27 protein-coding genes are annotated in these 22984 nt (G+C 34.1%); 24 read left to right on the top strand and 3 right to left on the bottom strand.

The genetic code is table 11. The features are described 5' to 3' along the window. Positions 1 to 16 precede the first annotated feature (16 nt). Complete coding sequence (locus OA86_RS02565) at positions 17 to 898, bottom strand: IS982 family transposase (protein WP_039348238.1); 882 nt, start codon at positions 896 to 898, stop codon at positions 17 to 19. 132 nt (positions 899 to 1030) lie between these two features. Between OA86_RS02565 and OA86_RS02560 the strand changes: the two genes are divergently transcribed. The 4 genes from OA86_RS02560 to OA86_RS02545 all read left to right on the top strand — a co-directional run bounded on the left by OA86_RS02560 (position 1031) and on the right by OA86_RS02545 (position 4170). After that, positions 1031 to 1990, top strand: a complete 960-nt coding sequence (locus OA86_RS02560) for a PhoH family protein (RefSeq protein ID WP_039348235.1) — start codon at positions 1031 to 1033, stop codon at positions 1988 to 1990. 130 nt (positions 1991 to 2120) lie between these two features. After that, positions 2121 to 2678, top strand: a complete 558-nt coding sequence (locus OA86_RS02555) for a porin family protein (RefSeq protein WP_039348231.1) — start codon at positions 2121 to 2123, stop codon at positions 2676 to 2678. A gap of 130 nt (positions 2679 to 2808) precedes the next feature. After that, positions 2809 to 3390 carry a hypothetical protein gene (locus OA86_RS02550; protein WP_039348420.1) on the top strand — a complete coding sequence of 194 codons (582 nt, stop codon included), beginning with the start codon at positions 2809 to 2811 and terminating at the stop codon, positions 3388 to 3390. 168 nt (positions 3391 to 3558) lie between these two features. Beyond that, positions 3559 to 4170: an outer membrane beta-barrel protein gene (locus OA86_RS02545; protein ID WP_039348228.1), complete on the top strand. Its 612-nt coding sequence runs from the start codon at positions 3559 to 3561 to the stop codon at positions 4168 to 4170. A 75-nt stretch (positions 4171 to 4245) separates the two neighbouring features. Here OA86_RS02545 and ffh read toward each other — a convergent pair whose 3' ends face one another. Then, complete coding sequence (gene ffh / locus OA86_RS02540) at positions 4246 to 5616, bottom strand: signal recognition particle protein (protein ID WP_039348225.1); 1371 nt, start codon at positions 5614 to 5616, stop codon at positions 4246 to 4248. Positions 5617 to 5726: 110 nt separating this feature from the next. Between ffh and OA86_RS02535 the strand changes: the two genes are divergently transcribed. The 15 genes from OA86_RS02535 (at position 5727) to OA86_RS02465 (ending at position 16880) form a co-directional block, all read left to right on the top strand. Further along, positions 5727 to 5972: a ribbon-helix-helix domain-containing protein gene (locus OA86_RS02535; RefSeq protein WP_311316313.1), complete on the top strand. Its 246-nt coding sequence runs from the start codon at positions 5727 to 5729 to the stop codon at positions 5970 to 5972. Next, positions 5965 to 6237 (top strand): type II toxin-antitoxin system RelE/ParE family toxin, encoded by a 273-nt coding sequence (locus tag OA86_RS02530; RefSeq protein WP_039348219.1) that lies wholly within the window; start codon positions 5965 to 5967, stop codon positions 6235 to 6237. The genes OA86_RS02535 and OA86_RS02530 overlap by 8 nt, the downstream gene beginning before the upstream one ends. 44 nt (positions 6238 to 6281) lie before the next feature. Further along, positions 6282 to 6560, top strand: a complete 279-nt coding sequence (locus OA86_RS02525) for an AtpZ/AtpI family protein (RefSeq protein WP_039348217.1) — start codon at positions 6282 to 6284, stop codon at positions 6558 to 6560. Beyond that, on the top strand, positions 6544 to 6933 hold the full coding sequence (locus tag OA86_RS02520; protein ID WP_039348215.1) for a hypothetical protein: 390 nt from the start codon (positions 6544 to 6546) through the stop codon (positions 6931 to 6933). The genes OA86_RS02525 and OA86_RS02520 overlap by 17 nt, the downstream gene beginning before the upstream one ends. A gap of 73 nt (positions 6934 to 7006) precedes the next feature. Next, on the top strand, positions 7007 to 8158 hold the full coding sequence (gene atpB, locus OA86_RS02515) for a F0F1 ATP synthase subunit A (RefSeq protein ID WP_039348212.1): 1152 nt from the start codon (positions 7007 to 7009) through the stop codon (positions 8156 to 8158). A gap of 55 nt (positions 8159 to 8213) precedes the next feature. Continuing rightward, positions 8214 to 8408, top strand: coding sequence for an ATP synthase F0 subunit C (gene atpE / locus OA86_RS02510; RefSeq protein ID WP_039348418.1), 195 nt, complete (start codon positions 8214 to 8216; stop codon positions 8406 to 8408). Positions 8409 to 8510: 102 nt separating this feature from the next. Then, complete coding sequence (atpF, locus tag OA86_RS02505; RefSeq protein WP_039348210.1) at positions 8511 to 9008, top strand: F0F1 ATP synthase subunit B; 498 nt, start codon at positions 8511 to 8513, stop codon at positions 9006 to 9008. 1 nt (position 9009) lies between these two features. After that, positions 9010 to 9549, top strand: a complete 540-nt coding sequence (gene atpH, locus OA86_RS02500; protein WP_039348208.1) for an ATP synthase F1 subunit delta — start codon at positions 9010 to 9012, stop codon at positions 9547 to 9549. 18 nt (positions 9550 to 9567) lie between these two features. Next, a complete protein-coding gene (gene atpA, locus OA86_RS02495) occupies positions 9568 to 11145 on the top strand; it encodes a F0F1 ATP synthase subunit alpha (protein ID WP_039348205.1) in 1578 nt (525 codons plus the stop codon). A 70-nt stretch (positions 11146 to 11215) separates the two neighbouring features. Further along, positions 11216 to 12073: an ATP synthase F1 subunit gamma gene (gene atpG, locus OA86_RS02490; protein ID WP_039348202.1), complete on the top strand. Its 858-nt coding sequence runs from the start codon at positions 11216 to 11218 to the stop codon at positions 12071 to 12073. Between the two features lie 160 nt (positions 12074 to 12233). Beyond that, positions 12234 to 13115: a T9SS type A sorting domain-containing protein gene (locus OA86_RS02485; protein ID WP_039348200.1), complete on the top strand. Its 882-nt coding sequence runs from the start codon at positions 12234 to 12236 to the stop codon at positions 13113 to 13115. Between the two features lie 279 nt (positions 13116 to 13394). Then, entirely contained in the window at positions 13395 to 14309 is a 915-nt protein-coding gene (locus OA86_RS02480) for a hypothetical protein (RefSeq protein ID WP_039348197.1), read from the top strand. 150 nt (positions 14310 to 14459) lie between these two features. Then, positions 14460 to 15818 carry a hemolysin family protein gene (locus tag OA86_RS02475; RefSeq protein ID WP_039348194.1) on the top strand — a complete coding sequence of 453 codons (1359 nt, stop codon included), beginning with the start codon at positions 14460 to 14462 and terminating at the stop codon, positions 15816 to 15818. Positions 15819 to 15862: 44 nt separating this feature from the next. After that, the gene (locus OA86_RS02470; RefSeq protein ID WP_039348191.1) at positions 15863 to 16171 is read left to right on the top strand and encodes an ATP-dependent Clp protease adaptor ClpS; all 309 of its coding nucleotides are present in this window, start codon (positions 15863 to 15865) and stop codon (positions 16169 to 16171) included. A gap of 43 nt (positions 16172 to 16214) precedes the next feature. Beyond that, positions 16215 to 16880: a rhomboid family intramembrane serine protease gene (locus tag OA86_RS02465; protein WP_039348188.1), complete on the top strand. Its 666-nt coding sequence runs from the start codon at positions 16215 to 16217 to the stop codon at positions 16878 to 16880. 482 nt (positions 16881 to 17362) lie between these two features. Here OA86_RS02465 and prmC read toward each other — a convergent pair whose 3' ends face one another. Next, positions 17363 to 18211 carry a peptide chain release factor N(5)-glutamine methyltransferase gene (gene prmC / locus OA86_RS02460; RefSeq protein ID WP_039348185.1) on the bottom strand — a complete coding sequence of 283 codons (849 nt, stop codon included), beginning with the start codon at positions 18209 to 18211 and terminating at the stop codon, positions 17363 to 17365. A 156-nt stretch (positions 18212 to 18367) separates the two neighbouring features. Between prmC and OA86_RS02455 the strand changes: the two genes are divergently transcribed. From OA86_RS02455 to OA86_RS02435, 5 genes are read left to right on the top strand one after another with little or no spacing between them, the layout of a single operon-like run. After that, the gene (locus OA86_RS02455; protein WP_039348183.1) at positions 18368 to 18904 is read left to right on the top strand and encodes a C40 family peptidase; all 537 of its coding nucleotides are present in this window, start codon (positions 18368 to 18370) and stop codon (positions 18902 to 18904) included. 35 nt (positions 18905 to 18939) lie between these two features. Then, positions 18940 to 19752, top strand: a complete 813-nt coding sequence (locus OA86_RS02450; protein WP_039348181.1) for a 2,3,4,5-tetrahydropyridine-2,6-dicarboxylate N-succinyltransferase — start codon at positions 18940 to 18942, stop codon at positions 19750 to 19752. A gap of 13 nt (positions 19753 to 19765) precedes the next feature. Continuing rightward, positions 19766 to 20941: a glycosyltransferase family 87 protein gene (locus tag OA86_RS02445; RefSeq protein ID WP_169743937.1), complete on the top strand. Its 1176-nt coding sequence runs from the start codon at positions 19766 to 19768 to the stop codon at positions 20939 to 20941. A 13-nt stretch (positions 20942 to 20954) separates the two neighbouring features. After that, on the top strand, positions 20955 to 21884 hold the full coding sequence (locus OA86_RS02440) for a glycosyltransferase family 2 protein (protein WP_039348177.1): 930 nt from the start codon (positions 20955 to 20957) through the stop codon (positions 21882 to 21884). A 2-nt stretch (positions 21885 to 21886) separates the two neighbouring features. Continuing rightward, on the top strand, positions 21887 to 22984 hold the full coding sequence (locus OA86_RS02435; RefSeq protein ID WP_039348174.1) for a glycosyltransferase family 4 protein: 1098 nt from the start codon (positions 21887 to 21889) through the stop codon (positions 22982 to 22984).

Here is a 22984-nt window from a genome sequence, read left to right as displayed (position 1 = left end):
AACCCGTAGTGCATTATTAAATTATTGAGATTTTAATATTGTTCATATTTCTTTTAAAGACAAATACGTTTACAAGTTGGATAAATGTTAATGCTGTTATTTTACTTAATATTCTGGTTTTAAAACCATTAAAAGATTTTGCATAATTATTTCTGATTTTAAATTGATCGCAAAGTTGAGAGAATAAGGTTTCAATTCTTTTTCTTGATTTCATTAAAATATAAGGTTGCTTTTTATAATCTTTTTGGTTGCTTCTCATCGGTGTTTCGAGTTTAATTTTAGCATAATTAAACAAATCTATTTGAACGGTTGCTGATAAATAACCACGATCTCCAATCAAAGTGCAATTTTTAAATTGTGGCTTTATATCTTTTAAAAAATGAATGTCATGAATACTTGCAGTAGAAATATCAAAACTCTGAAACACGCCGGAAACAGAGCAAACTGCATGCAATTTATATCCATAATAATAACTTGATTGCGAGGCACAAAAACCCCTGCTGGGAAATGAGAATTCACTTTCCTTACAAATTTTAGAACGATTTGCCCTTGCATTTTTGCAAATTTCCAACGGCATTGAATCTATAATAAATGAATTTCCAACATCATTAAATTTTGCTACCATGAGTTTCCTTACATCTTCCATGTAATAAAAAAGCTTTCTCTTTCTGCGATTATAAACACTTCTTTCAATCATTCCTTTCATTTTAGAATTAGCCAGATATCTAAATAATTGATATTCAGAATCAATTGCCAAATATTCTGCACAGATATTAATTGCAATTAGTTCTATATCAGACAGTTTAGGTTTAATCGGTTTAAAATAAAAATTTTCAATTGGTGTTAATTCTCTCAATTGATTTAAAATAAAATCGTAAATTGCTTCCAGGTTATTCATACTGTATTAGATTGGTAGTCAATACAATATACGATTTTTTATCGTATTATGAATAACCTTTTATAATGCACTACGGGTATTTCAAATAAATTTGATACATTTAATAAAAATATAAACCCAAATAGACTATGAATGTTTGAATTGAATTATGACCTGAATGATATCGATCCCAAAATCTTTTATGGAATCAATAACCAGTATTTCAATCTGTTGAAATCGAGTTTCCCCACCCTGAAAATTACAGGAAGAGACCATTTTATTTTCGCCCATGGAAATCAGGAAACGCTGGATTTTTTTGAAAAGAAGTTAGATGATATTGTAAGTTTTATCTCCACAAATAATTCCATCACTTTAAAAGATTTTGAAAGTATTCTGAAAATGAAAGACGACTCTGAGAAGCAACTCGTTTTTGATCAGGATATTATTGTAAAAGGGGTTCATGGAAAAGTCATTAAAGCCAAAACAACGAACCTAAAGAAGCTGGTTAAAGCTTGCGATACCAAAGATATGGTTTTTGCGATCGGACCTGCCGGAACCGGAAAAACTTATACAAGTGTAGCTTTAGCAGTAAGATCTTTGAGAGACAAAGAAGTAAAAAGAATAATTTTAACCAGACCCGCTGTAGAAGCAGGCGAGAGTTTAGGTTTTCTTCCGGGCGATCTGAAGGAGAAACTAGATCCGTACTTACAACCTTTATATGATGCGCTTCGGGATATGATTCCGCATGAAAAGTTGGAAGGTCTTATTGAGAAAAATGTTATAGAAGTAGCACCTCTTGCTTTTATGAGAGGACGAACTTTAGATGAAGCTTTCGTGATATTAGATGAAGCGCAAAATACAACTCATGCGCAAATGAAAATGTTTCTCACCAGAATGGGTATGAACGCAAAATTTATAATTACAGGAGATCCAAGTCAGGTTGATTTGCCCTTAAGACAGAAATCTGGGTTGCAGGAAGCGATGAGAATTCTAAAAGACGTTGATGAAATAGGTTTTGTATTCTTAACAGAAGAAGATGTAGTGCGACATCCTATTGTAAGAAAAATTATTCAGTCTTATAGTAAAGAAGAACAGAGAGTACGGGAAGAATAGATTTTTTGTAGAGGAATGAAGTTATCACCATTGATTTAACTATTTTACAAATTTTTTCTTAAAATTGTTAATTATTTGTTAATTAAAAAAATTAGTTTATATTTGCTGAACTAATTTTTAAAATAAAATCATGAAAAAAGTATTTTTAGTTGGTGCTATTGCACTTTTCGGAGCGATGAATGCTCAAACCTTCGGATTAAAAGCAGGAATGAATGTTTCTAACTTATCTAATTCGACTGATGCAGCAAAATCTAAAGTTGGGTTTTATGCAGGTGTTCTAATGAATGCACCTATTGCTGAGAAATTCAGCATCCAACCCGAAGTACTTTATAGTTCAAAAGGAGCACAATCTGATGGAGGTGATGTTAAACTTAATTTGGATTATATTTCTGTTCCAGTAATGTTCCAATATAATGCAACACCTTCGCTTTACTTAGAGGCTGGTCCTGAATTTGGATTTATAATAAGTGCAAAATTAAAAGTTGGTGGTGGAACCATGGATGTTAAAGATACATTTAATGGATTTGATTTAGGAATTGGTCTTGGAGCTGGTTATTATTTCATTCCAAGTGTTGGTATTAATGCGAGATATGTTGCTGGTGTTACAGATGTTGTTAAAAATAATCCTGATACTGCTGTAAGAAACAATGTATTTCAAATTGGTTTGACTTATAAATTTATGAAATAGTCATAAATAAGATATATTTAATCCCACATTTAGTGGGATTTTTTTATTTAAATGATATCTTATTTTGCTGTTAATTTTTTATAAATGTATTTTGGCATAAATTATGTTAACGTTAAAGAAAATAAATATTATGAAAAAATTATTATTAGCAGGTGCTGTTGCATTTTTCGGAATCACAGCTAACGCACAATTACAAAAAGGAAATATTATGGTAGGTGGCGAATTAGCTGCAGCCAATTTTGGACTGAACAAAGGTGCAGGATATAATTTCCAAATTACGCCACAAGCTGCATTTTTTGTGCAGGATAACTGGGCAGTTGGACCTTATGTGAGACTAGGATTTTCTGGAGCAAAAGATTCCCCAACCTATTTTACATACGGAGTTGGTGCATTATCTAGATATTACATCTCACCAGGAGAGCAAGGTGTTGATAGTTTATTGAAGCACGGTAGATTCTTCCTTGAAGGTAATGCTGGGATTGGTGGTAGTACTATTTCTGATGGCGGAGATTCTGCTAATGGCTTAGATTTAGGAGTAGGACCTGGTTATACTTATTTTATTACCCAAAATATAGGATTAGACGCATCTGTTAAATTAAATGGAAATTTAGGTTTTGGAAACAGAGGTACTACATCTTCAGTAGATTTTAGATTAGGATTAAACATTTTCTTGCCTTCAAAAAAAGCAATGAGCAATATAAAATCTGAGTAATAAATCCAGACAAATTATAAAATTTAAAAGGCTGTTCACTATTTGTGTACAGCCTTTTTATTTGGATATTATTCTATTATCAATATAATGAAAGTTTTATTTTATGATTTAAATCATTTTTTTTTAGTTGAAATTTAAGATTACTTTTGCCACTTAAATTTTTAAACTATGAAAAAAATATTGCTTGTAGGTGCGGTTGCACTTTTCGCATCAGTAAACGCTCAGGAAACTGAAACAGTAGGTTTTAACAAAGGTAACACTTTCATGACCGGAGCTGTAGGATACAGTTCTCAAAAAGAGGGTGACTTCAAAAATGACAGTTTTACAATTGCTCCGAGCGTAGGTTACTTTGTAACTTCGAACGTAGCAGTAGGAGCTAGATTGGAGTATATGAACGCTACTGCAACTACTAAAGTTCTTGATAAAGAATTTAAAAATAAATCAGATGTGTTTACAGCTGGACTTTTTGGTAGATATTACTGGATGCCTGCTTCAAGATTCTCTATTTTTAGTGAATTAAATGTTAATTACGCTACTGCTAAAACAACAGTAGATAACGGAATTGGTGGTACTATAGATAGTAAAGCAAATGGCTTTGGTTTCGGTATTGCTCCGGGTGTTAATTATTTCCTTTCGAAAAACTTCGCTTTAGAAGCTTCTGTTGGAATTTTGAACTACTCTTCTGTAAAACCAGATGCTGATGGTGCTGAGTCTACTGAAAACTTCAATATTGGATTAAACTTAAGAGATATTTCTCTAGGTTTGGTTTACAAGTTTTAATAGGACACAATCAACAAAATATAAAATCCCGATTCTTATGAATCGGGATTTTTGTTATCTAGTAATTTTTATATTTTATTTTCCAAATAAATTTCCTCCGCCCATTCCTGGGACTTTCGGCATTCCCTTACTCATCATTTCCATCATTTGTTTTCCTTGTGGTCCCTGCATCATTTTCATCATTTTGCCCATCTGATCAAACTGTTTCATCAAAGCGTTTAAATCCTCAATTTTTCTTCCGGCTCCTTTCGCAATTCTTCCTTTTCTTTGCGTATTGATAATTGATGGTCTTCTTCTCTCTTCCGGCGTCATTGAGTGAATCATGGCTTCAATATGTTTGAAAGCATCATCTTGAATATCAACATCTTTAATGGCTTTTCCAACTCCTGGAATCATTCCCATCAAGTCTTTCATATTACCCATTTTTTTGATCTGATTGATCTGTTTTAAAAAATCATCAAAACCAAATTCATTTTTGGCAATTTTTTTATGAAGTTTTTTCGCTTCTTCTTCGTCAAACTGTTCCTGAGCTCTTTCAACCAAAGAAACAACATCTCCCATTCCAAGAATACGATCCGCCATTCTTTCCGGATAGAAAACATCAAGTGCTTCCATTTTTTCTCCTGTCGAAATAAACTTAATTGGTTTTTCAACAACAGAACGAATTGTTAAAGCTGCTCCACCTCGAGTATCACCATCTAATTTCGTAAGAACAACACCATCGAAATTCAAAGCATCATTAAATGCTTTTGCAGTATTCACTGCATCTTGTCCCGTCATGGAATCTACAACAAAAAGCGTTTCATTAGGCTTAATGAAATAATGAACCGACTTAATTTCGTTCATCATCGCTTCATCAATCGCCAATCGTCCTGCAGTATCCACGATCACAACATCGTGACCATTCGCTTTTGCAAATTTCACTGCATTCTCTGCAATTGAAGATGGGTTTACTGCGCCTTCTTCCGTATAAACAGGAATTCCAACTTGCTCTCCTAATATTTTCAACTGCTCAATTGCCGCCGGACGATAAACGTCACATGCAACCAAAAGTGGTTTTTTATTTTTCTTCTGCTTTAAAAAATTCGCCAGTTTCCCGGAAAAAGTAGTTTTACCAGAACCTTGAAGTCCCGCAATTAGAATAACGCTTGGTTTGCCGGAAAGATCAATACCTTCTTGCGTTCCACCCATTAAATCTACCAATTCATCGTGAACAATCTTCGTCATCAATTGTCCCGGACTTAAACTCGTTAAAACATTTTGTCCTAAAGCTTTATCCTGAACTCTTTTGGTTAGATCTTTCGCAACTTTATAATTCACATCGGCATCTACCAACGCGCGGCGAATTTCTTTAACCGTTTCTGCAACGTTGATCTCTGAGATTTTCCCACGCCCTGAAATATTATGAAGCGCTTTATCTAATTTATCCTGTAAACTGTTGAACATTGTTTTTTATTTAAGAATTGCAAAAATAGGGAAATATTCGCGGATTTGAAATTGTTAAAATATAAATATTAATTTTCTTTGGTGTATATTTACATCACTTAAAATTTGATATGATGACTAGACAAAGCATTACATTAGCAGAAAAAAATGATGAATGGTTAAAAAACCAAGTTGCAGAGCAAGAATTTAATAGCAAGAGTGAAGCGGTGAATTATTTAATCAAAAAAGCAAGAGATCAGAAAGAGTATGACGATTATGTGCGTTTAAAATTAAGTAAAGCAGAAAAAAGTGATTTCAGTACTCTAACAAAGGATGAATTATTATCGAAAATAAAATCAAAATATAACAATGTTTAGATTTATTTTAAATGTATGTGCAGAAGAGGATTTAGAAAGAATTTACGATTACGGTGTTGGTCAATTTGGTATTATGCAAGCAGATAGATATTACGATAAACTATTTAGGTATTTTGAAATGATTGCCTCTAATCCTTTAATGTTTCCAATTTCAAGGCAAAATCCTTCATATAGAAGTTGCGTTTCTGGCGTAGATACCATTTATTTTAAAATAAATAACGATGTAATAGAGATAATGGCAATTATTGGACGACAAGATTTTTAATATTTTATACTTCCATTTTTCCCTATTTTTGCAAAAACAAATTAATGGCCAACGAAAATCCTTCCAATCAGGAATTCAACGAAGAAGACCAGAAGAATTATAATAAAAATAGTCTTCGTCAATACGGTGTTTATTCCGCTATTGTTTTTCAAATGTTGGCAACGATGGGATTGGCATTTTGGGGTGGAAATAAACTGAATGAATATTTAGAACTTCCAAACAAACTTTTAACCGTCGCAATCGGCTTTATCGGAATGGGTCTCGCTTTCTACAATCTTTTAAATCAATTAAAAAAAGTTCAGAACAATGAAAATAAAAAATAACACTATATATATCGTTCTTTATTTTGTGATGTTTTTCGTCCATTTTGCAATTTGGCAAATTCTAAAAATTGGTTTTGAGACTACTTTTGTTAAATATTATCTTTTTCTGACTTTACTTTTCGTTATGGTATTGACCATTCTTTCGATTATCAAGAAAATTTATCCGACATATATCGGCTTTGCTTTCATGGGATTGGTAATGTTTAAGATTATGATTATGTTTTTGATAATGAAAAAGCTCAATTTAAGTGAAGTTCCAAATTATAAAATTCATTTTATAATTCCTTATTTAATTTCTCTGTTGCTCGAAACCCTTTATGCGGTGAAGTTGATCAACAAAGATGAAGTTACTGTTGAGGCAAAAGATGAATAAAATCAGTAAAAAATGATTTTTATATTATGAATATTTGTCCTATTTTTGCAAAACTTTAAAATAAGATATAGCAATGCTGAAAAGAGTAGTACTTATAATTGGTTTTTTATCGACATTTTCAACATCGTTCGCACAGCACGAAACTGCAGTTGGTTCTACTAATGAAACGGTTGGTGAAACGGTCGCTTCAAAAGAAGTTGCAGCGCCGCTTTCTGAAGCTGAGAAAATTAAATCTGAAAATAAAACCTACATTGATCATCACTTGTTAGATGCGCATAGTTTCGATATTATGGTTTCTAAAAATGCTGATGGTACAGAAAATCACATTGGCTTTCCTTTGCCGGTTATTTTTTACGACAGCGCAAACGGAATTCACGCTTTTATGAGTTCAAAATTTCACCACGGTGAAGAAGTTGTAGAAAGCAAAGGTGGTCATTACGCTCTTTCTCACGAGAAAATCTATAAAACAGACGCAAACGGAACATTAAATCCTAATGAAGAAGGTCACTCAACAAATGAAAAAGTTTTAGATCTTTCAATCACTAAAAGTGTATTAATGATTTTGATTACTTCATTGATGTTGATCTTAATCTTCGTTTCGATCGCAAGAAGTTATAAGAAATCTTTAGTTCCATCTGGAGCTGCTAAAATATTAGAGCCGGTTATTTTGTTTATCAGAGACGATATTGCAAAACCAAATATTGGTGCGAACTACAAAAAATACATGGGTTATTTATTAACCATCTTTTTCTTTATCCTTTTCCTAAACATTTTTGGATTAATGCCTTTCGGGATTAATGTTACCGGGAACATTGCGATTACTTTCGCTTTAGCTCTATTAACATTCCTGATCACTCAATTTACAGCTAACAAAAATTACTGGCAACACATTTTCTGGATGCCGGGATTGCCTTGGCCAATGAAAATTGTAATGATGCCGATTGAGATCATTGGATTATTTATCAAGCCCTTCTCCCTGCTTATTCGTCTTTTTGCGAATATGTCGGCAGGTCACATTATCGTGATGAGTTTGATTGCTTTGATTTATTATTTCCAGAATGTAATTGCAGGAATTGCTTTTCCATTCTTAACATTCGTTATTTATTTGCTGGAAGTTTTGGTAGCGTTTTTACAGGCGTATATCTTCACTATGCTTTCTGCGGTATATTTCGGTATGGCAAACGAAGAGCACGGTCATGAAGGAGAAGAAGGAATGGCTCATTAATAAAAGAAACTAATTTTTTAAAATTTATATTATGGCAGACGTTGCAACAGCAGGAATGGTAATCCCAAAAATTATTGGGGCAGGTTTAGTAGTAATCGGAACAGGTATCGGTATCGGAAAAATCGGTGCTGCTGCTTTGGAAGGAATGGCTAGACAACCAGAGCAAGCTGGTAAACTTCAAACAGCGATGTTGATCGCTGCAGCTCTTGTAGAAGGAGTTGCTTTTGCTGCATTATTCGCAGTAAACTAAGAAGTTTCTACACAATTTATCACTTGCCGGGAACGGTTGGTTACGGCAGGTGATTTTTTAAAAAATTAAAAGAATTAATTACACAATTTTATTATAACTCATATGGGATTATTAGAAAATTTTTCATCAGGTTTATTTATCATTCAATCGATAATTTTCATCATCTTACTTTTAGTTTTAAGAAAGTTTGCCTGGAAACCGATCATGGATGCTGTAAATGAAAGAGAAGTGACCATCGTAGATTCTTTGAACCAAGCTAAATTGGCAAAACAGGAAGTTTTAAATTTGAAAGCTGAAAACGAAGTAATTATCCGTGAAGCGAAAGTGGAGCGTGATAACATTTTAAAAGAAGCCAGAGAAATCAAAGACAGAATCGTTGGTGAAGCAAAAAGTTTGGCGCAAACAGAAGGCGATAAAATGATTGAGCAAGCGAGACAGTCGATTCAGGCTGAGAAAGCTTCTGCAATGTCAGATATAAAAAACCAGATCAGTACTTTATCTGTAAACATCGCAGAAACAATTTTGAAACAAAAATTGGATAACGATGGTGCGCAGAATGCTTTGGTAGAAAATATGCTTAACAAATCTAACCTGAACTAAAATGCTTACAAGTAAAGTAGCAAAAAGATACGCACAAGGTTTGCTTAATTTCACGCAGGAATCTGGAAGCACTGCTTCTGTTTTCGCTGAAATGGGCGATGTTGTGAAAACCATCAGTAATTCTAAAGAACTGCAGAATTTCTTCGGTTCGCCAATTATCGATGTGAAGAAAAAAATTAGTATTGCCTCTGAAATTTTTAAAAGCTTTTCTCCAGTTTCCATAAATATGATCACCATGGTCATTAAACACGGAAGAGAAAGTCAAATGCAGAATATTGCTCAGGAATTTGTGAATAAAGTAGAAGATCTAAATGGAGTTCAAAGAATTACTTTGACTGCTGCAACTTCACTTTCTCAGGAAAATATTCAGAATATTTTAAAATCTTCAGCTTTGGTGAATCACGACAATAAATTTGACGTGAAAACCATCATTAATCCTAATATTTTAGGAGGTTATATTTTGAGAGTTGGTGATCAGCAGATTGATGCTTCGGTAAAATCGAAATTGACTCAGCTTCAAAAAGAATTTCAATTAAATTAAGACAAAAACAACCATAAAATGGCAGAAATAAATCCGGCAGAAGTATCTGCAATTCTTAAACAACAGTTAGCAAACTTTGATACACAGGCAAATGTGGAAGAAGTGGGAACTGTATTGACCATCGGTGATGGTATCGCTTTAGTATACGGTTTAGAAAATGTTCAGTACGGAGAATTGGTAAAATTCCAAAGTGGTATTGAAGGGATCGTACTAAATCTTGCAGAAGATAACGTAGGTGTTGCACTTCTTGGTGAATCTAAATTGGTAAGAGAAGGTGATACCGTTAACAGAACCAAAAGAATTTCTTCTATTAAAGTAGGAGAAGGTATGTTGGGAAGAGTAGTTGATACTCTTGGTAACCCGATCGATGGAAAGGGACCAATTTCTGGTGTTACTTATGAATTGCCTTTGGAAAGAAAAGCTCCGGGAGTAATTTTCCGTCAACCGGTAACTGAACCATTACAAACTGGTATTGTTGCGATCGACTCTATGATTCCTGTGGGAAGAGGTCAGAGAGAATTGATCATTGGTGACCGTCAAACTGGTAAAACAACCGTTGCGATTGATACGATCATCAACCAAAGAGAATTTTATGATGCAGGTGAACCTGTATTCTGTATATATGTTGCGATTGGACAAAAAGGTTCGACTGTAGCACAAATTGTAAAAACATTAGAAGACAGAGGTGCGATGGCTTATACAGTAATTGTAGCAGCAAACGCTTCTGATCCAACTCCGATGCAGGTGTACGCACCAATGGCAGGAGCTGCGATCGGTGAGTTCTTCCGTGATACTGGTAGACCAGCTTTAATTATTTATGATGATTTATCGAAACAAGCGGTAGCTTACCGTGAACTTTCTTTGCTACTAAGAAGACCACCGGGTCGTGAAGCTTATCCAGGAGACGTTTTCTATCTTCACTCCAGACTATTGGAGAGAGCTGCAAAAGTAATCAAAGATGATACAATCGCTTCTCAGATGAATGATTTACCAGACACTTTGAGACCAATTGTAAAAGGCGGTGGTTCTTTAACTGCACTTCCTATTATTGAAACTCAAGCAGGTGACGTTTCTGCATATATTCCGACAAACGTAATTTCAATTACAGATGGTCAGATTTTTCTGGAAACAGATTTGTTTAACTCAGGAGTTCGTCCAGCGATCAACGTAGGTATTTCTGTATCTCGTGTTGGAGGAAATGCTCAGATCAAATCAATGAAAAAAGTTTCAGGAACTTTGAAATTAGATCAGGCACAGTACAAAGAATTAGAAGCATTTGCTAAATTCGGTTCTGACCTTGATGCTTCAACACAAGCAGTTATTTCGAAAGGAGAAAGAAACGTAGAGATCTTGAAACAACCTGTAAATTCACCACTTCCTGTTGATGCGCAAGTTGCGATGATTTATTCTGGAACTGAAAATCTTTTGAAAAATGTTCCTATCAACAAAGTGAAGGAATTTCAAATAGAATATGTTGCGTTTTTGAGATCAAAACACCCTGAAACAATGGCAGCCATTAAAACAGGAAAAATTGATAACGACATTACAGCAGTTCTAAAACAGGCGGCAGCAGAATTAGCTTCCAAATACAACTAAAAATATTCGATCTTCAGTATTCAGAATCTTGGTTTTGAATACTGAATTTTTTAAACTTTGAATTCAAAGAATGGCAAATTTAAAGGAAATACGGGCAAGAATTACTTCGATCTCTTCCACAATGCAAATTACGAGTGCGATGAAAATGGTTTCGGCAGCGAAACTAAAGAAAGCAACCGATGCGATTGTGATGTTGAGACCTTACTCTGAAAAACTGCAGGAAATTATCGAAAACGTAAGTTCCACAACAGATTTGGAAGGCGTTTCGATGTACACTGCGGAAAGAGAAGTAAAGAAAGTTCTTTATATTGTAGTGACTTCTAACAAAGGTCTTGCCGGTGCATTTAACTCTTCAGTAATTAAAGAATTAAATACTGCGATCAGCAATACTAAACATGAAGTTGAAATTCTTTCTGTAGGTAAAAAAGTATATGATGCGGTGAGAAGAAGCCGAAAAGTATATGATAACCAAAGTGCGATTTTTGATTCGATGAGTTTTCAGGGCGTTTCCAATTTTGTGGAAAATGTGATGAATGACTATAAAGAAGGAAAATTTGATAAAGTTTTTGTGATTTATAATAAGTTCATTAATGCTGCGACTCAGGAAGTACATTCTGAGCAGGTTTTACCTATTGCAATGGCCGAAAAGAAAGACGCTGTAAATACAGATTATATTTTCGAACCAAATGCGGCAGAAATTTTGAATGTTTTAATGCCTAAATCTATTAAAACTCAAGTTTATAAAGCTATTTTAGATTCAGTGGCTTCAGAACACGGAGCGAGAATGACGGCAATGCACAAAGCAACCGACAACGCTGAAGCATTAAGAAATGATTTGAAAATATTTTATAACAAAGCGCGTCAAGCTGCAATTACCAATGAGATCTTGGAGATTGTTGGTGGAGCAGAAGCTTTGAAGAATTCTTAAACTAAAGATTTCTAAACCATATAAAGGACTGCGATTTTTCGCAGTCTTTTTTTTTGTGCAAATTTGGGTTATTTCACCTTTTTAAATTGGGTTATTACACGAACCAAGGATTCCATACTATTTCTAATTTTGTTTTAATTAATAACCTTAAAACTTAATCATGAAAAAATTTTATTTTCTCGCAATCAGCTTAATTGCATCAAATTTTTTTTTACAAGCACAAATTTTCCAAAATACAACCGCTACAGCGGCAGTAGATGCGATAACTCGAAGCACTGGATGCGGATTTGGAACGCAGCCTGGTGTTAATATGTCAGATATCGCAATCCCACTTGCTGGAACTATCGCTGATCCCACAAAAATTACAATCAACTTAGCCATTTCAGCAGTATGGCTTGGTGATGTTACAGTGGATATTGTAAGTCCACAGGGAGAAGCTATAACATTAATCAGAAGAATTGGTGCATCAATTAATAGTAGTTGTGGAGATTCATCGTCATTTATTGCTGCAAATATATTAAGTTTTAATTCTGGCAATACTGGTCTTATCGATGCGGCTTCAATCGCAATGGGTGTTCCTGTTCCTTCGGGAAATTATGCACCAACACTAAGTGCAGCATCATATCCAAGTCATAACCCTGTGAACATGACTCCATTTTTAACTGGTAAAACGTTAAATGGAACTTGGAGAATGGTCGTTTATGATTATGGTCAGGGTGATGCATCAAGCGTTGCTTCCTGGCAAATAGTTGTTTCACCTGGAGCTTTATTAAAATCAAATGAAGGTGGGGTATTCAGCAATGACATTTCTTTACAACAAAATCCGGTAAAAGATTTTCTTAAATTGAATGTGCAAAAAGATTTTAAAAATTTAGTTTTTGAGATCTATGATGCAAGTGGAAAAGCAGTAAAGCAAGAAAGTAGGTCGAACAGCGCAAAAGATTTTGATATTGATGTTAGAACATTATCTCCTGGAATGTATCTTTTAATTCCTATTAAAGACGGTGAGCGTAAGCAAACCATTAAATTCATTAAACAATAGGTCGAAAATTATTATAAATTTAAAGCATCTGTATTATAGATGCTTTTTTTATTTGTTTAGAAAAGCTGAAAAAATAATCTTAAAACAACTATATTTATCATAATAAAATCATCTAGAAAGTAAAAAAATAAAAATAAAAAAAAACAAATAAGTCTCTCATATCAAATAAAAATAAGACCATTCATTAAAGTCATTCTGCTATTAATAATAAATTTTATAATTATTACAGGATGTAGAAATACTGACGATCCCAATACTGAACAATCTCCAACCAAAGATGTGTATGCTGTAGGAGATGAAAGAGGTAATGATAAAGCAATTGCAAAATTATGGAAAAACGGTATTGCCACTAATCTTACGGATGGAACTAATACTGCCTCCGCGAATTCTGTTTATGTTTCTGGAAACGACGTTTATGCAGTAGGTTTTGAATTTAACGGTGCGAAAGCTATTGCTAAAGTTTGGAAAAATGGTATTCCTATGAATTTGTCGAATGGTCTGAATGCAGCTTTTGCGACATCTGTTTTTGTTAGTGAGGGTGTCGTTTATGTTTCTGGGAATGAAATAATTGGTACACATTCAGTTGCTAAAATATGGGAAAATGGTAAAGCAACAAATCTTTCGGATGGAACTAATGATGCAGACGCTCGCTCCATATTTGTTTTTGGGAATGATGTTTATGCAGCAGGATCAGAATATGATGGAAATAATACTGTTGCAAAATATTGGAAAAATGGAATTCCCATTGTACTTACAACTGGAAATTTTAGCGCATCCGCAAATGCTCTTTTTGTTTCCGACAATAATGTTTACATTGCTGGATATGAGTTTAATGGAACAAAAAATATCGCAAAAGTATGGAAAAATGGAGTTCCCATGAATCTTACTGATGGAAATAATGATGCAGATGCTAGCGCTATTTTTATTTCAAAGAATAATATTTATACCGCTGGATACGAATATGCAGAAACAACTATCGCAAAAATTTGGAATAATATGATAGGGACTAATCTCAGTGATGGGACTTTATCTACCGACATACATTCTGTCTTTGTTTCGGAAAATAACGTTTATGTAGCAGGAGATGGAAGTAACGGTTCAAAGTCTGTTGCAAAAATATGGAAAAACGCTGTTTTAACAAATCTTACCGACGGTAGTAATAATTCCTTTTGCTATTCAGTATTTGTAAAATGATAAAATAGTTCTTAAACCGAGAAAGCATCGTTTTTATTTCGATGCTTTTTTAATGATAATTTCTCTATAATAATACAAGTTCTTTGTTTAAAATCAGAGATTTACTTATTAATTTTTCTCTATCTTTGCATCAAATATTTCAAAAATTAAATGGACTCAGACGTCGTCAAGCTCTTTTTAGCTTTATTCTTAGTAGTACTCAATGGTTTTTTTGTAGCCGCAGAATTTTCTATCGTTAAAGTTCGTTATTCTCAGATTCAGATAAAAGCCGCCGAAGGAAACGCGATGGCGAAACAGGCTGAGCATCTTATCAAACACTTAGATGAATACCTTTCTGCAACGCAATTAGGAATTACTTTGGCTTCTCTTGCCTTAGGTTGGGTCGGAGAAAGTGCGATGCATCATGTCATCGAAAAAACCTTCATTTATTTCAGTCTGGATATTGCCGCAGCAACAATCACAACTATTTCCCTCGTAATTAGTTTTTTATTGATCACCATTATGCATATTGTTTTTGGGGAATTAATTCCGAAATCAATTGCAATTCGAAAATCTGAATCTACTGCAATGGCAATCGCAGTGCCTTTGAGAATTTTTTATACTATTTTCAAACCTTTCATTTGGACAATGAATAAAATGTCAAATGCAGCTTTAAGATTGATGAAAATTCATCCAGCTTCTGAACAGGAAATTCACTCCACCGAAGAACTTCAGCTTTTAGTAAAACAATCTGCAGATTCAGGCGAAATCGAGGAGGAAAATTACGAGATCATTAAAAATGCTTTCGATTTCACAGATCACTCTGCGAAACAAATTATGGTTCCCCGTCAAAATATTGCCTCCATTGATTTTGACTCCGAAATTGAAGAAATGATTTCTACCATAATGGATGGCGGATATTCTAGAATTCCCGTGTATAGAGGAACCATTGATAATATTATCGGTATATTTTACGCAAAAGAAATCATTCGCGAATATATCAGAAGCAAAGGTGAAATTGATCATGACCACTTAAATGAGTTGATGCGCGAACCTTTCTTTGTAGTTGGAAGTAAGAAAATTTCCGATTTATTGAAAGTTTTCCAACAGAAAAAACAACATTTAGCCGTTGTCATCGATGAGTTCGGAGGTACAGAAGGAATTATTACTTTAGAAGATATCTTAGAAGAATTGGTGGGCGAGATTCAGGATGAAGAGGATGATGAAGAGAGAATTGTTGACAAAGTAGGAGAAAATGTTTTTTGGGTGAAGGCCACACAGCCTTTAGACGAGATCAATGAAAACCTACCGAAAAAGTTCCCGATTTCCGAAGATGGTGATTACAATACTTTGGCAGGATTTATATTGCATGAGCTAGAAGATATTCCAGAAGAAAATCAGGAGTTCAACATTAATAATTACCACGTGAAAATTCTGAAAATGCAGAATAAAAGTGTCGATTTAGTTGAACTGGTTTACGAAGAACCAAGTCTTCTTGATGAGATTTCAGATGAAATGACCGAATTGTAAAGTCAATTTTAGAGGTTGTCATTTCATTATTTAAATTCAAAAATATGTTCAGTACCATTTATAATATTAAGGATTACGAGAATCCAAAGCGAGAATACGACGAAGATGTCGCGTTACTCGAGAAAGAAGACGAAGTTTACAAAATTGTACTTTGGAACGACGATGTAAATACTTTTGATGATGTCATCGACGCCTTAGTTGAAATTTGCGGACATACCTTAGAACAGGCAGAACAATGCACCATGCTCGTTCATTACAAAGGAAAATGCACTGTAAAAACCGGCAGTTTAGAAGTTCTTAAGCCGATGCACGAAAAATTACTTTCCCGGAGTTTAACTTCAGAAATCGTTTAACTAAAGTTTCGTTTTTCGAGACTTTTTCTTTTTATAAAAAAATATGAATTCAGTTTTAATAATCATTATTGCAGCCACGTCAATTATTAGTTATATCGCTTTTACAAATCAGGCACTTTTCGAAAAATACAAGTTTAATGTCGGAGCGATTTTACGCAACAAAGAATATGTAAGATTAATTTCTGCGGGTTTTTTACATGCAGATTTCATGCACTTATTGCTGAATATGTATGTTTTGTACATGTTCAGTCAACCAATTCTTGAAGCTTTCGGCGCAGTTGGCTTTCTATTGATTTATTTTGGTTCCATTTTACTCGGCAATTTATTTAGCCTTTATTTGTACAAAAATCAGTCGTGGTATTCCGCGATCGGCGCAAGTGGTGGCGTTTCAGGAATTATTTTTGCGAGTGTGGCTTTGTATCCGAATTTGATTAAAATTGGGATCATTTTTCTACCATCACAATTTAGTCTTCCCGGTTATATTTTCGGCTTTTTATATTTCGGTTATTCCGTTTATATGATGTTGAACCCGAAACAGCATGATAATATTGGTCACGCTGCCCATTTAGGAGGCGCGTTTTTCGGTTTGGTTTATGTTGTAGCAACTTTCCCACAGATGGCGATCGAAAACGGTTTCTATCTCGGAATTATGGCTTTACCATTGTTATATATGGCGTTTCAGGTATTTGTAAAAAAGAAAATTAACTAATTTTTTTAGAAGCCCGAAGATTTCGGCTTCGTTCCAAAATTATACCCGTTTTCCGTTACAATCTTTTTTCGGTCGCAAGACCGAAAAAAGGATTTCCACTACAACCCGGGCTAAAATTTCAGGTATTTTTTCTTAGACAGATTTATAAAATTATCTTCAAGTAATAAGGTATCAATTTCAAGTTTACACATTTTTTTCCTTCTGACGAAGAAGTAATCTCAAAATCAAAAAAGAAATAGATTTAAATAAAAATTTATTCTCAGCAAAACTCACTTTTAGAAGTTACCGACGCTCGCTTCGCTCGCGCCAAACCTAAAAATTCAAGCAGTTTTTCTTATCCAATGATTTTGTAATAACGATTTATAATCTAAATTAAAATCCAATCGCAATTATCGACGCTCGCTTCGCTCGCGCCAAATATCAATAGAAAAGGGCTTTAGCCCGTTTAAAAATTTAAAAATCAAATTGGCTTTAGCCAAAACCTATTTTCTACCCCAAACAAACCGCTCATTTCCCGACAGATCTTTCATCAATTCAACTTCACACAAAACATCAACAAACAATTCTTTTGTTTCATTCCCTAATTTCTGATTGATCTCCAAAAAAACCAATCCATTTTCGCCTAAATATTTTTTGCAATCCTGCGCAATTTTTTCATAAAAAACCAAAGCATTTGAATTCGGAGAAAACAAAGCCATTTTTGGTTCAAATTCTTTCACCGAATCTTCAATCTGACCTTCTTCATCAATCCCAATATAAGGTGGATTAGAAATAATCACATCATAAGTTTCAGTTAATTCTTCATTCAAATAATCTTGGTGAATAAAATTAATTTCAACCTCATGAAAATCTGCATTTCTTTTCGCAGTTTTCAAAGCATTTTCCGAAAAATCAATCGCAGAAATTTCAGCTTGCGGAAAATGTTTTTTCATCACAATCGGAATAATCCCAGAACCTGTTCCAATATCCAATATTTTCAGATTATTTTTAAATCCTGATTTTTTAATCTCTTCAATCGCCAATTCCAGCAATTCTTCCGTCTCCGGACGTGGAATTAAAACATGTTCATCCACGAAAAATTTCAAGCCATAAAATTCTGTCTCACCCAAAATCTGTTGAAAAGGTTTACCCGTTTTCAATTCCGAAATTATTTTATTTAAATTTTCAATCTGTATTTCAGAAAGCTTTTCGTTTCCAGATTGTCGTTGCTCAAATTTATTGTAACCAACCTCTTTTTCAATAAAAATAGAGTAGATTTCAGCGCTTTCAGAGAAAGTATAAAATGAAGATAGATTTTCGGTGAAGATTTTTTTAAATTCTAAAATAGTCATGATTATTCGCGCAATAAAGTAAGTTTTAAATATAATTACTTTTTAGTAGAATTAAACCTAAATCATTCAAAACATTTATTAAATCAAGGAAAATCTCTAAAAATTCTGCGAAATGAAAATAATTTTACTATTTTTGAGAAATCACTAAAGTAAAATATGAAAAAGTGTTTATTTGCAATTCTTGGATTTCTATTTTTAGTTTCTTGTGGAGCTTCGAAAACCGTTGTTAAAAGATCAATTCCTACAAAAACAGTCGCTAAAACTGCAGATCTCAAAACACTGGAATCTAACTTCTCCGGAAACCTAAACGGAGAAATTAAAGAAATTTTGAAAGATGCCGAAAAATATCTCGGTGCTCCTTATAAATATGCCGGAAATACCTCTTCTGGCTTCGATTGCTCTGGATTTACAACCAAGGTTTTTGACGAGAATAACACCAAACTTCCACGCCGTTCTGAAGATCAGTCCAATGCGGGAAAACAAATAACCATCAGAGAAACAAAACCCGGTGATTTGCTGTTTTTTGCAACAGCAGGTGGAAGCAAAGTCACGCATGTGGGAATTGTCCATGATATTGGAAATGAAGGTGAAGTAAAATTTATTCACGCCTCAACTTCCAAAGGTGTTGTTATTTCTTCGCTCAACGAAAAATACTGGAACAAAGCCTACCTTTTCGCAAGAAGAGTTTTGTAAATTTGCTTCCAAACTTCAATTAAAATAAAAAAGTAATGACATTACAGGAAACGATAGAAAATATTTGGGAGAACCGGGAATTATTAAAAAATGAAGATAACCATAAATCGATTCGCGAAGTTATTCGTCAGTTGGATTTAGGTGAACTTCGCGTGGCAGAACCCACAGAAAACGGGTGGAAAGTTAACGAATGGGTAAAAAAAGCGGTCGTAATGTATTTCCCAATTCAAAAAATGGAAACCATTGAAGTTGGTCCTTTTGAATTTCATGATAAAATGCCTTTGAAAAGAAATTATGCAGAAAAAGGAGTGCGTGTTGTTCCTCCTGCAGTCGCTCGAGAAGGCGCTTATATCGCACCTGGAGTAATTTTGATGCCTTCTTATGTCAATATCGGAGCTTATGTAGATTCTGGTACAATGGTCGATACTTGGGCAACTGTTGGAAGTTGTGCACAAATCGGAAAGGACGTTCATTTAAGTGGCGGAGTAGGAATTGGTGGCGTTTTAGAACCACTTCAGGCGGCTCCCGTAATTATTGAAGATAATGTTTTTGTCGGTTCGAGATGTATCGTTGTAGAAGGCGTTCATGTTGAAAAAGAAGCAGTTTTAGGTGCAAATGTTGTACTTACCGCTTCCACGAAGATAATTGATGTGACTGGTGAAACTCCTGTAGAAATTAAAGGCAGAGTTCCCTCAAGATCTGTCGTTATTCCTGGAAGTTATACTAAGAAATTTCCTGCCGGAGAATTCCAGGTTCCTTGCGCTTTAATTATCGGGCAAAGAAAAGAATCAACTGACAAAAAAACTTCTCTTAATGATGCTTTGAGAGAAAATAATGTGTCAGTTTAAATAATAATTCTAAATAATTTTGAAAGATAAATTTTTAAAATTCATTTCAAATCCCAAATATATTTTTGGGATTTATCTGCTTGTATCCGTCCTGTCGGCAATTGCAAAATTTCGAGGCGGTCCGGCGAAATATAATAATTATTTGATCTTCAAAAACGTTTTCTACAATACGCTCCACGAGAATAATATTTATCTTCGGTATCCCGAAGTCCATCTGGATTCTAATCATTACGGCGTATTTTTTAGTTTACTCATTGCTCCTTTTGCCGTGTTTCCCGATTGGTTAGGAATGCCTCTTTGGAATGTCGCGAATACTTTGGTTTTTCTTTTTGCGATCCACAAACTTCCTTTTTCTAATCAGAAAAAAGCTTTTTTTGCCTGGCTCTGTTTGCAGGAATTCATTACAGCCGCAGTAAGTTTGCAATTTAATATCGCTCTCACAGGATTATTAATGTTGTCTGCAGTTTACATTTATGAGAGAAAAGAAACCCAATCCGCTTTTTCTATCATGATTGGTTTTTTTGTAAAATTATATGGAGTGGCAGGACTTTCAGCTTTCTTTTTTGTTAAAAATAAATTAAAATTTATTTTAGCTTTGATAGGATTCGGAATTCTATTTTTTGTTTTACCGATGTTGCTTTCCAGCTATCATTTCGGAATTCAGTCTTACGCGGATTGGTTTCAATCTTTGTCAGAAAAAAATGTTTCGAACCAGGTCTTAGGAAATAGACAGGATTTTTCTTTGATGGGAATCGTACGGAGAGTTTTAGGTGATGCATCCATTTCTAATCTTACTTTTTTACTTCCGGGAATGCTTGTTTTTGCACTCCCTTATTTAAGGATTAAGCAATACAAAAATCTACCATTTCAACTCCTGATTTTATCATCAACGCTTTTATTCATTGTGCTTTTTAGTTCAGGATCAGAATCTCCGACATATATTATTGCAGTTGCTGGTGTGATGATCTGGTTTATTATTCAGAAAGAGAAAACACCTTTAATCATTGGGTTGTTGATTTTTGTCATTATTTTAACTTGCTTTTCTTTCTCAGATTTATTTCCGAAATTCATTAAGGAAAATTATGTCATCAAATATTCTCTAAAAGCCTTACCTTGTTGTTTCGTTTGGTTCAGAGTAATTTATGAACTCCTGACCAAAGATTTCCAAAAAGATTATAAATTAGATTAAACAGATTCCCTCAGTGAAGAAAATTTCCGTCGTTATTCCCGCGCACAACGAAGAAGGCAATATTTTTTTGATCCATCAAAGAATAAAAGACGTTTTTTCTAAACTCGAAAATTACCATTTCGAAATTATATTCGTGAACGATGGCAGTCGCGATCAAACGCAGGCAAAAATTGAAGAATTAGCGAAACAGTTTGAAGAGGTAAAGTTTATAGAATTTTCTAGAAATTTTGGACATCAACCAGCAGTAAAAGCTGGAATTGACAGTTCTAACGCAAACGCAGTAATTTCAATGGATGCCGATTTACAACATCCGCCAGAATTAATTCCGGAACTTATTGAAAAATGGGAAGAAGGTTTTGATATTGTTTATACCATCAGAACTTACCCGAAAGAAATTTCCGCTTTTAAAAGAAGAACATCGTCCCTTTACTACAAATTTTTGTCGAAAATTTCAGACGTCAATCTTCGCGAAGGAGGTGGTTCAGATTTCAGATTGATGGACTCGTCAGTAGTTGACGTGGTGCGAAATATGAACGAAGCTGATATTTTTCTGCGCGGACTTTCCAATTGGATGGGTTTCCGACAAACAGGAATTCGTTTTACCGCCGGAGAAAGAGCTTCGGGAGAAAGCAGTTACAATCTACAAAAAATGATGCGTTTTGCTTTTACAGGAATCACGGCTTTCAGTGTGAAACCTCTTTATTTAGCCGCATATTTAGGATTTATTTTTTCCGCAATCGCCGTACTTGGATATGGGATTTATGTGATTCATTCTTTTGTTTCGCAAACCGAAATTTCAGGATGGGCATCCTTAATTATGACCGTTGTATTTTTCGGCGGATTGCAATTAATTATACTCGGGATTATAGGAATTTATCTGGGGAAAATTTTTAAACAGGTAAAAGAACGACCGAATTATATCATTCGTTCTAAAAATTTTTGATGATGAAAATTGCTTTTGATGGAAAACGTTTTTTTAATAACAGCTCAGGTCTGGGAAACTATTCCCGCGATCTGGTCCGGATTTTAGCGACTTATTACCCTGAAAATAAATTTGTACTTTTTAATAAAAATAAGTCAGAAAAAGGAACAGATATTCTAAAACTTCCTAATGTTTCTTTTGTCGAAACTTCGAAAGGGAATTTTTCCCGACAACTGTTAATGGGAAAAGATGCACAACAAATCGATGCTGATATTTTCCACGGACTTTCCGGCGAACTGCCATTAAAATGGAACGATAAACCTATAAAAAAAGTTGTCACCATTCATGATTTAATCTTCCTCAGATTTCCTAAATATTATTCTTTTCTTGATAGGAAAATCTATTTCTGGAAATTCAAAAAAGCCGCTGAACAAGCCGATTTAATTATTGCTATTTCTGAACAGACGAAGCGAGACATTATTCAGTTTTTAAAAGTTCCGGAGAGTAAAATTAAAGTTATCTATCAAGGTTGTCATCAAGCTTTCAAAGAAGATCAAACTGAAGAATTCCTATCTTCAGTTAAAGAAAAGCATAATCTACCTGTAAGATTTATTTTGAATGTCGGGACAATTGAAGAAAGGAAAAATTTGTTGAGCATCGTCAAAGCCATTAATGGAACAGAAATTCCTTTAGTTGTAATTGGTAAGAAAACAAAATATTTTAAAAAAGTTCAAAAGTATTTAGCAAAGAATAAGTTAGTCGATCAAGTTCAATTTCTCGAAAATGTTTCCATGGAAGAACTGGCCGCAATTTATAAACTTGCAGATATTTTCATTTATCCAAGTATTTTCGAAGGTTTTGGAATTCCCGTGATTGAAGCGCTGTTTTCAAAAACTGCCGTAATCACGAGTAATTTGAGTTGTCTTCCTGAAGCAGGCGGAGAAAATTCCGTCTACATTAATCCTCATAATTTTGAAGATGTAAAAGCAAAAATTCTATTTCTCTGGAATAATAAATCTGAAAGAAACCGCAGAGCTGAAAAAGGTTTTGAGTTCGTTCAGAAATTTAATGACGAAAATATTGCATCTCAAATAATGAGCGTTTATCGAAGTCTTCTTTGA

Origin of the sequence: Kaistella jeonii (assembly GCF_000812865.1) — a bacterium.
Lineage (GTDB): Bacteria > Bacteroidota > Bacteroidia > Flavobacteriales > Weeksellaceae > Kaistella > Kaistella jeonii.
This window is presented reverse-complemented; position numbering and strand designations above follow the sequence as displayed.

What these genes read in the sequence shown, in the direction of transcription:
- OA86_RS02435 (WP_039348174.1), top strand. Translation starts at nt 21,887, where the DNA reads ATGAAAATTGCTTTTGATGGAAAACGTTTTTTTAATAACAGCTCAGGT.
- OA86_RS02530 (WP_039348219.1), top strand. Translation starts at nt 5,965, where the DNA reads ATGTTTAGATTTATTTTAAATGTATGTGCAGAAGAGGATTTAGAAAGA.
- OA86_RS02455 (WP_039348183.1), top strand. Translation starts at nt 18,368, where the DNA reads ATGAAAAAGTGTTTATTTGCAATTCTTGGATTTCTATTTTTAGTTTCT.
- OA86_RS02545 (WP_039348228.1), top strand. Translation starts at nt 3,559, where the DNA reads ATGAAAAAAATATTGCTTGTAGGTGCGGTTGCACTTTTCGCATCAGTA.
- prmC (WP_039348185.1), bottom strand. Translation starts at nt 18,211, where the DNA reads ATGACTATTTTAGAATTTAAAAAAATCTTCACCGAAAATCTATCTTCA.
- OA86_RS02550 (WP_039348420.1), top strand. Translation starts at nt 2,809, where the DNA reads ATGAAAAAATTATTATTAGCAGGTGCTGTTGCATTTTTCGGAATCACA.
- atpG (WP_039348202.1), top strand. Translation starts at nt 11,216, where the DNA reads ATGGCAAATTTAAAGGAAATACGGGCAAGAATTACTTCGATCTCTTCC.
- OA86_RS02555 (WP_039348231.1), top strand. Translation starts at nt 2,121, where the DNA reads ATGAAAAAAGTATTTTTAGTTGGTGCTATTGCACTTTTCGGAGCGATG.
- OA86_RS02565 (WP_039348238.1), bottom strand. Translation starts at nt 898, where the DNA reads ATGAATAACCTGGAAGCAATTTACGATTTTATTTTAAATCAATTGAGA.
- OA86_RS02470 (WP_039348191.1), top strand. Translation starts at nt 15,863, where the DNA reads ATGTTCAGTACCATTTATAATATTAAGGATTACGAGAATCCAAAGCGA.
- OA86_RS02475 (WP_039348194.1), top strand. Translation starts at nt 14,460, where the DNA reads ATGGACTCAGACGTCGTCAAGCTCTTTTTAGCTTTATTCTTAGTAGTA.
- atpE (WP_039348418.1), top strand. Translation starts at nt 8,214, where the DNA reads ATGGTAATCCCAAAAATTATTGGGGCAGGTTTAGTAGTAATCGGAACA.
- atpF (WP_039348210.1), top strand. Translation starts at nt 8,511, where the DNA reads ATGGGATTATTAGAAAATTTTTCATCAGGTTTATTTATCATTCAATCG.
- OA86_RS02450 (WP_039348181.1), top strand. Translation starts at nt 18,940, where the DNA reads ATGACATTACAGGAAACGATAGAAAATATTTGGGAGAACCGGGAATTA.
- OA86_RS02485 (WP_039348200.1), top strand. Translation starts at nt 12,234, where the DNA reads ATGAAAAAATTTTATTTTCTCGCAATCAGCTTAATTGCATCAAATTTT.
- atpA (WP_039348205.1), top strand. Translation starts at nt 9,568, where the DNA reads ATGGCAGAAATAAATCCGGCAGAAGTATCTGCAATTCTTAAACAACAG.
- atpB (WP_039348212.1), top strand. Translation starts at nt 7,007, where the DNA reads ATGCTGAAAAGAGTAGTACTTATAATTGGTTTTTTATCGACATTTTCA.
- OA86_RS02465 (WP_039348188.1), top strand. Translation starts at nt 16,215, where the DNA reads ATGAATTCAGTTTTAATAATCATTATTGCAGCCACGTCAATTATTAGT.
- atpH (WP_039348208.1), top strand. Translation starts at nt 9,010, where the DNA reads ATGCTTACAAGTAAAGTAGCAAAAAGATACGCACAAGGTTTGCTTAAT.
- OA86_RS02535 (WP_311316313.1), top strand. Translation starts at nt 5,727, where the DNA reads ATGATGACTAGACAAAGCATTACATTAGCAGAAAAAAATGATGAATGG.
- OA86_RS02560 (WP_039348235.1), top strand. Translation starts at nt 1,031, where the DNA reads ATGTTTGAATTGAATTATGACCTGAATGATATCGATCCCAAAATCTTT.
- ffh (WP_039348225.1), bottom strand. Translation starts at nt 5,616, where the DNA reads ATGTTCAACAGTTTACAGGATAAATTAGATAAAGCGCTTCATAATATT.
- OA86_RS02525 (WP_039348217.1), top strand. Translation starts at nt 6,282, where the DNA reads ATGGCCAACGAAAATCCTTCCAATCAGGAATTCAACGAAGAAGACCAG.
- OA86_RS02520 (WP_039348215.1), top strand. Translation starts at nt 6,544, where the DNA reads ATGAAAATAAAAAATAACACTATATATATCGTTCTTTATTTTGTGATG.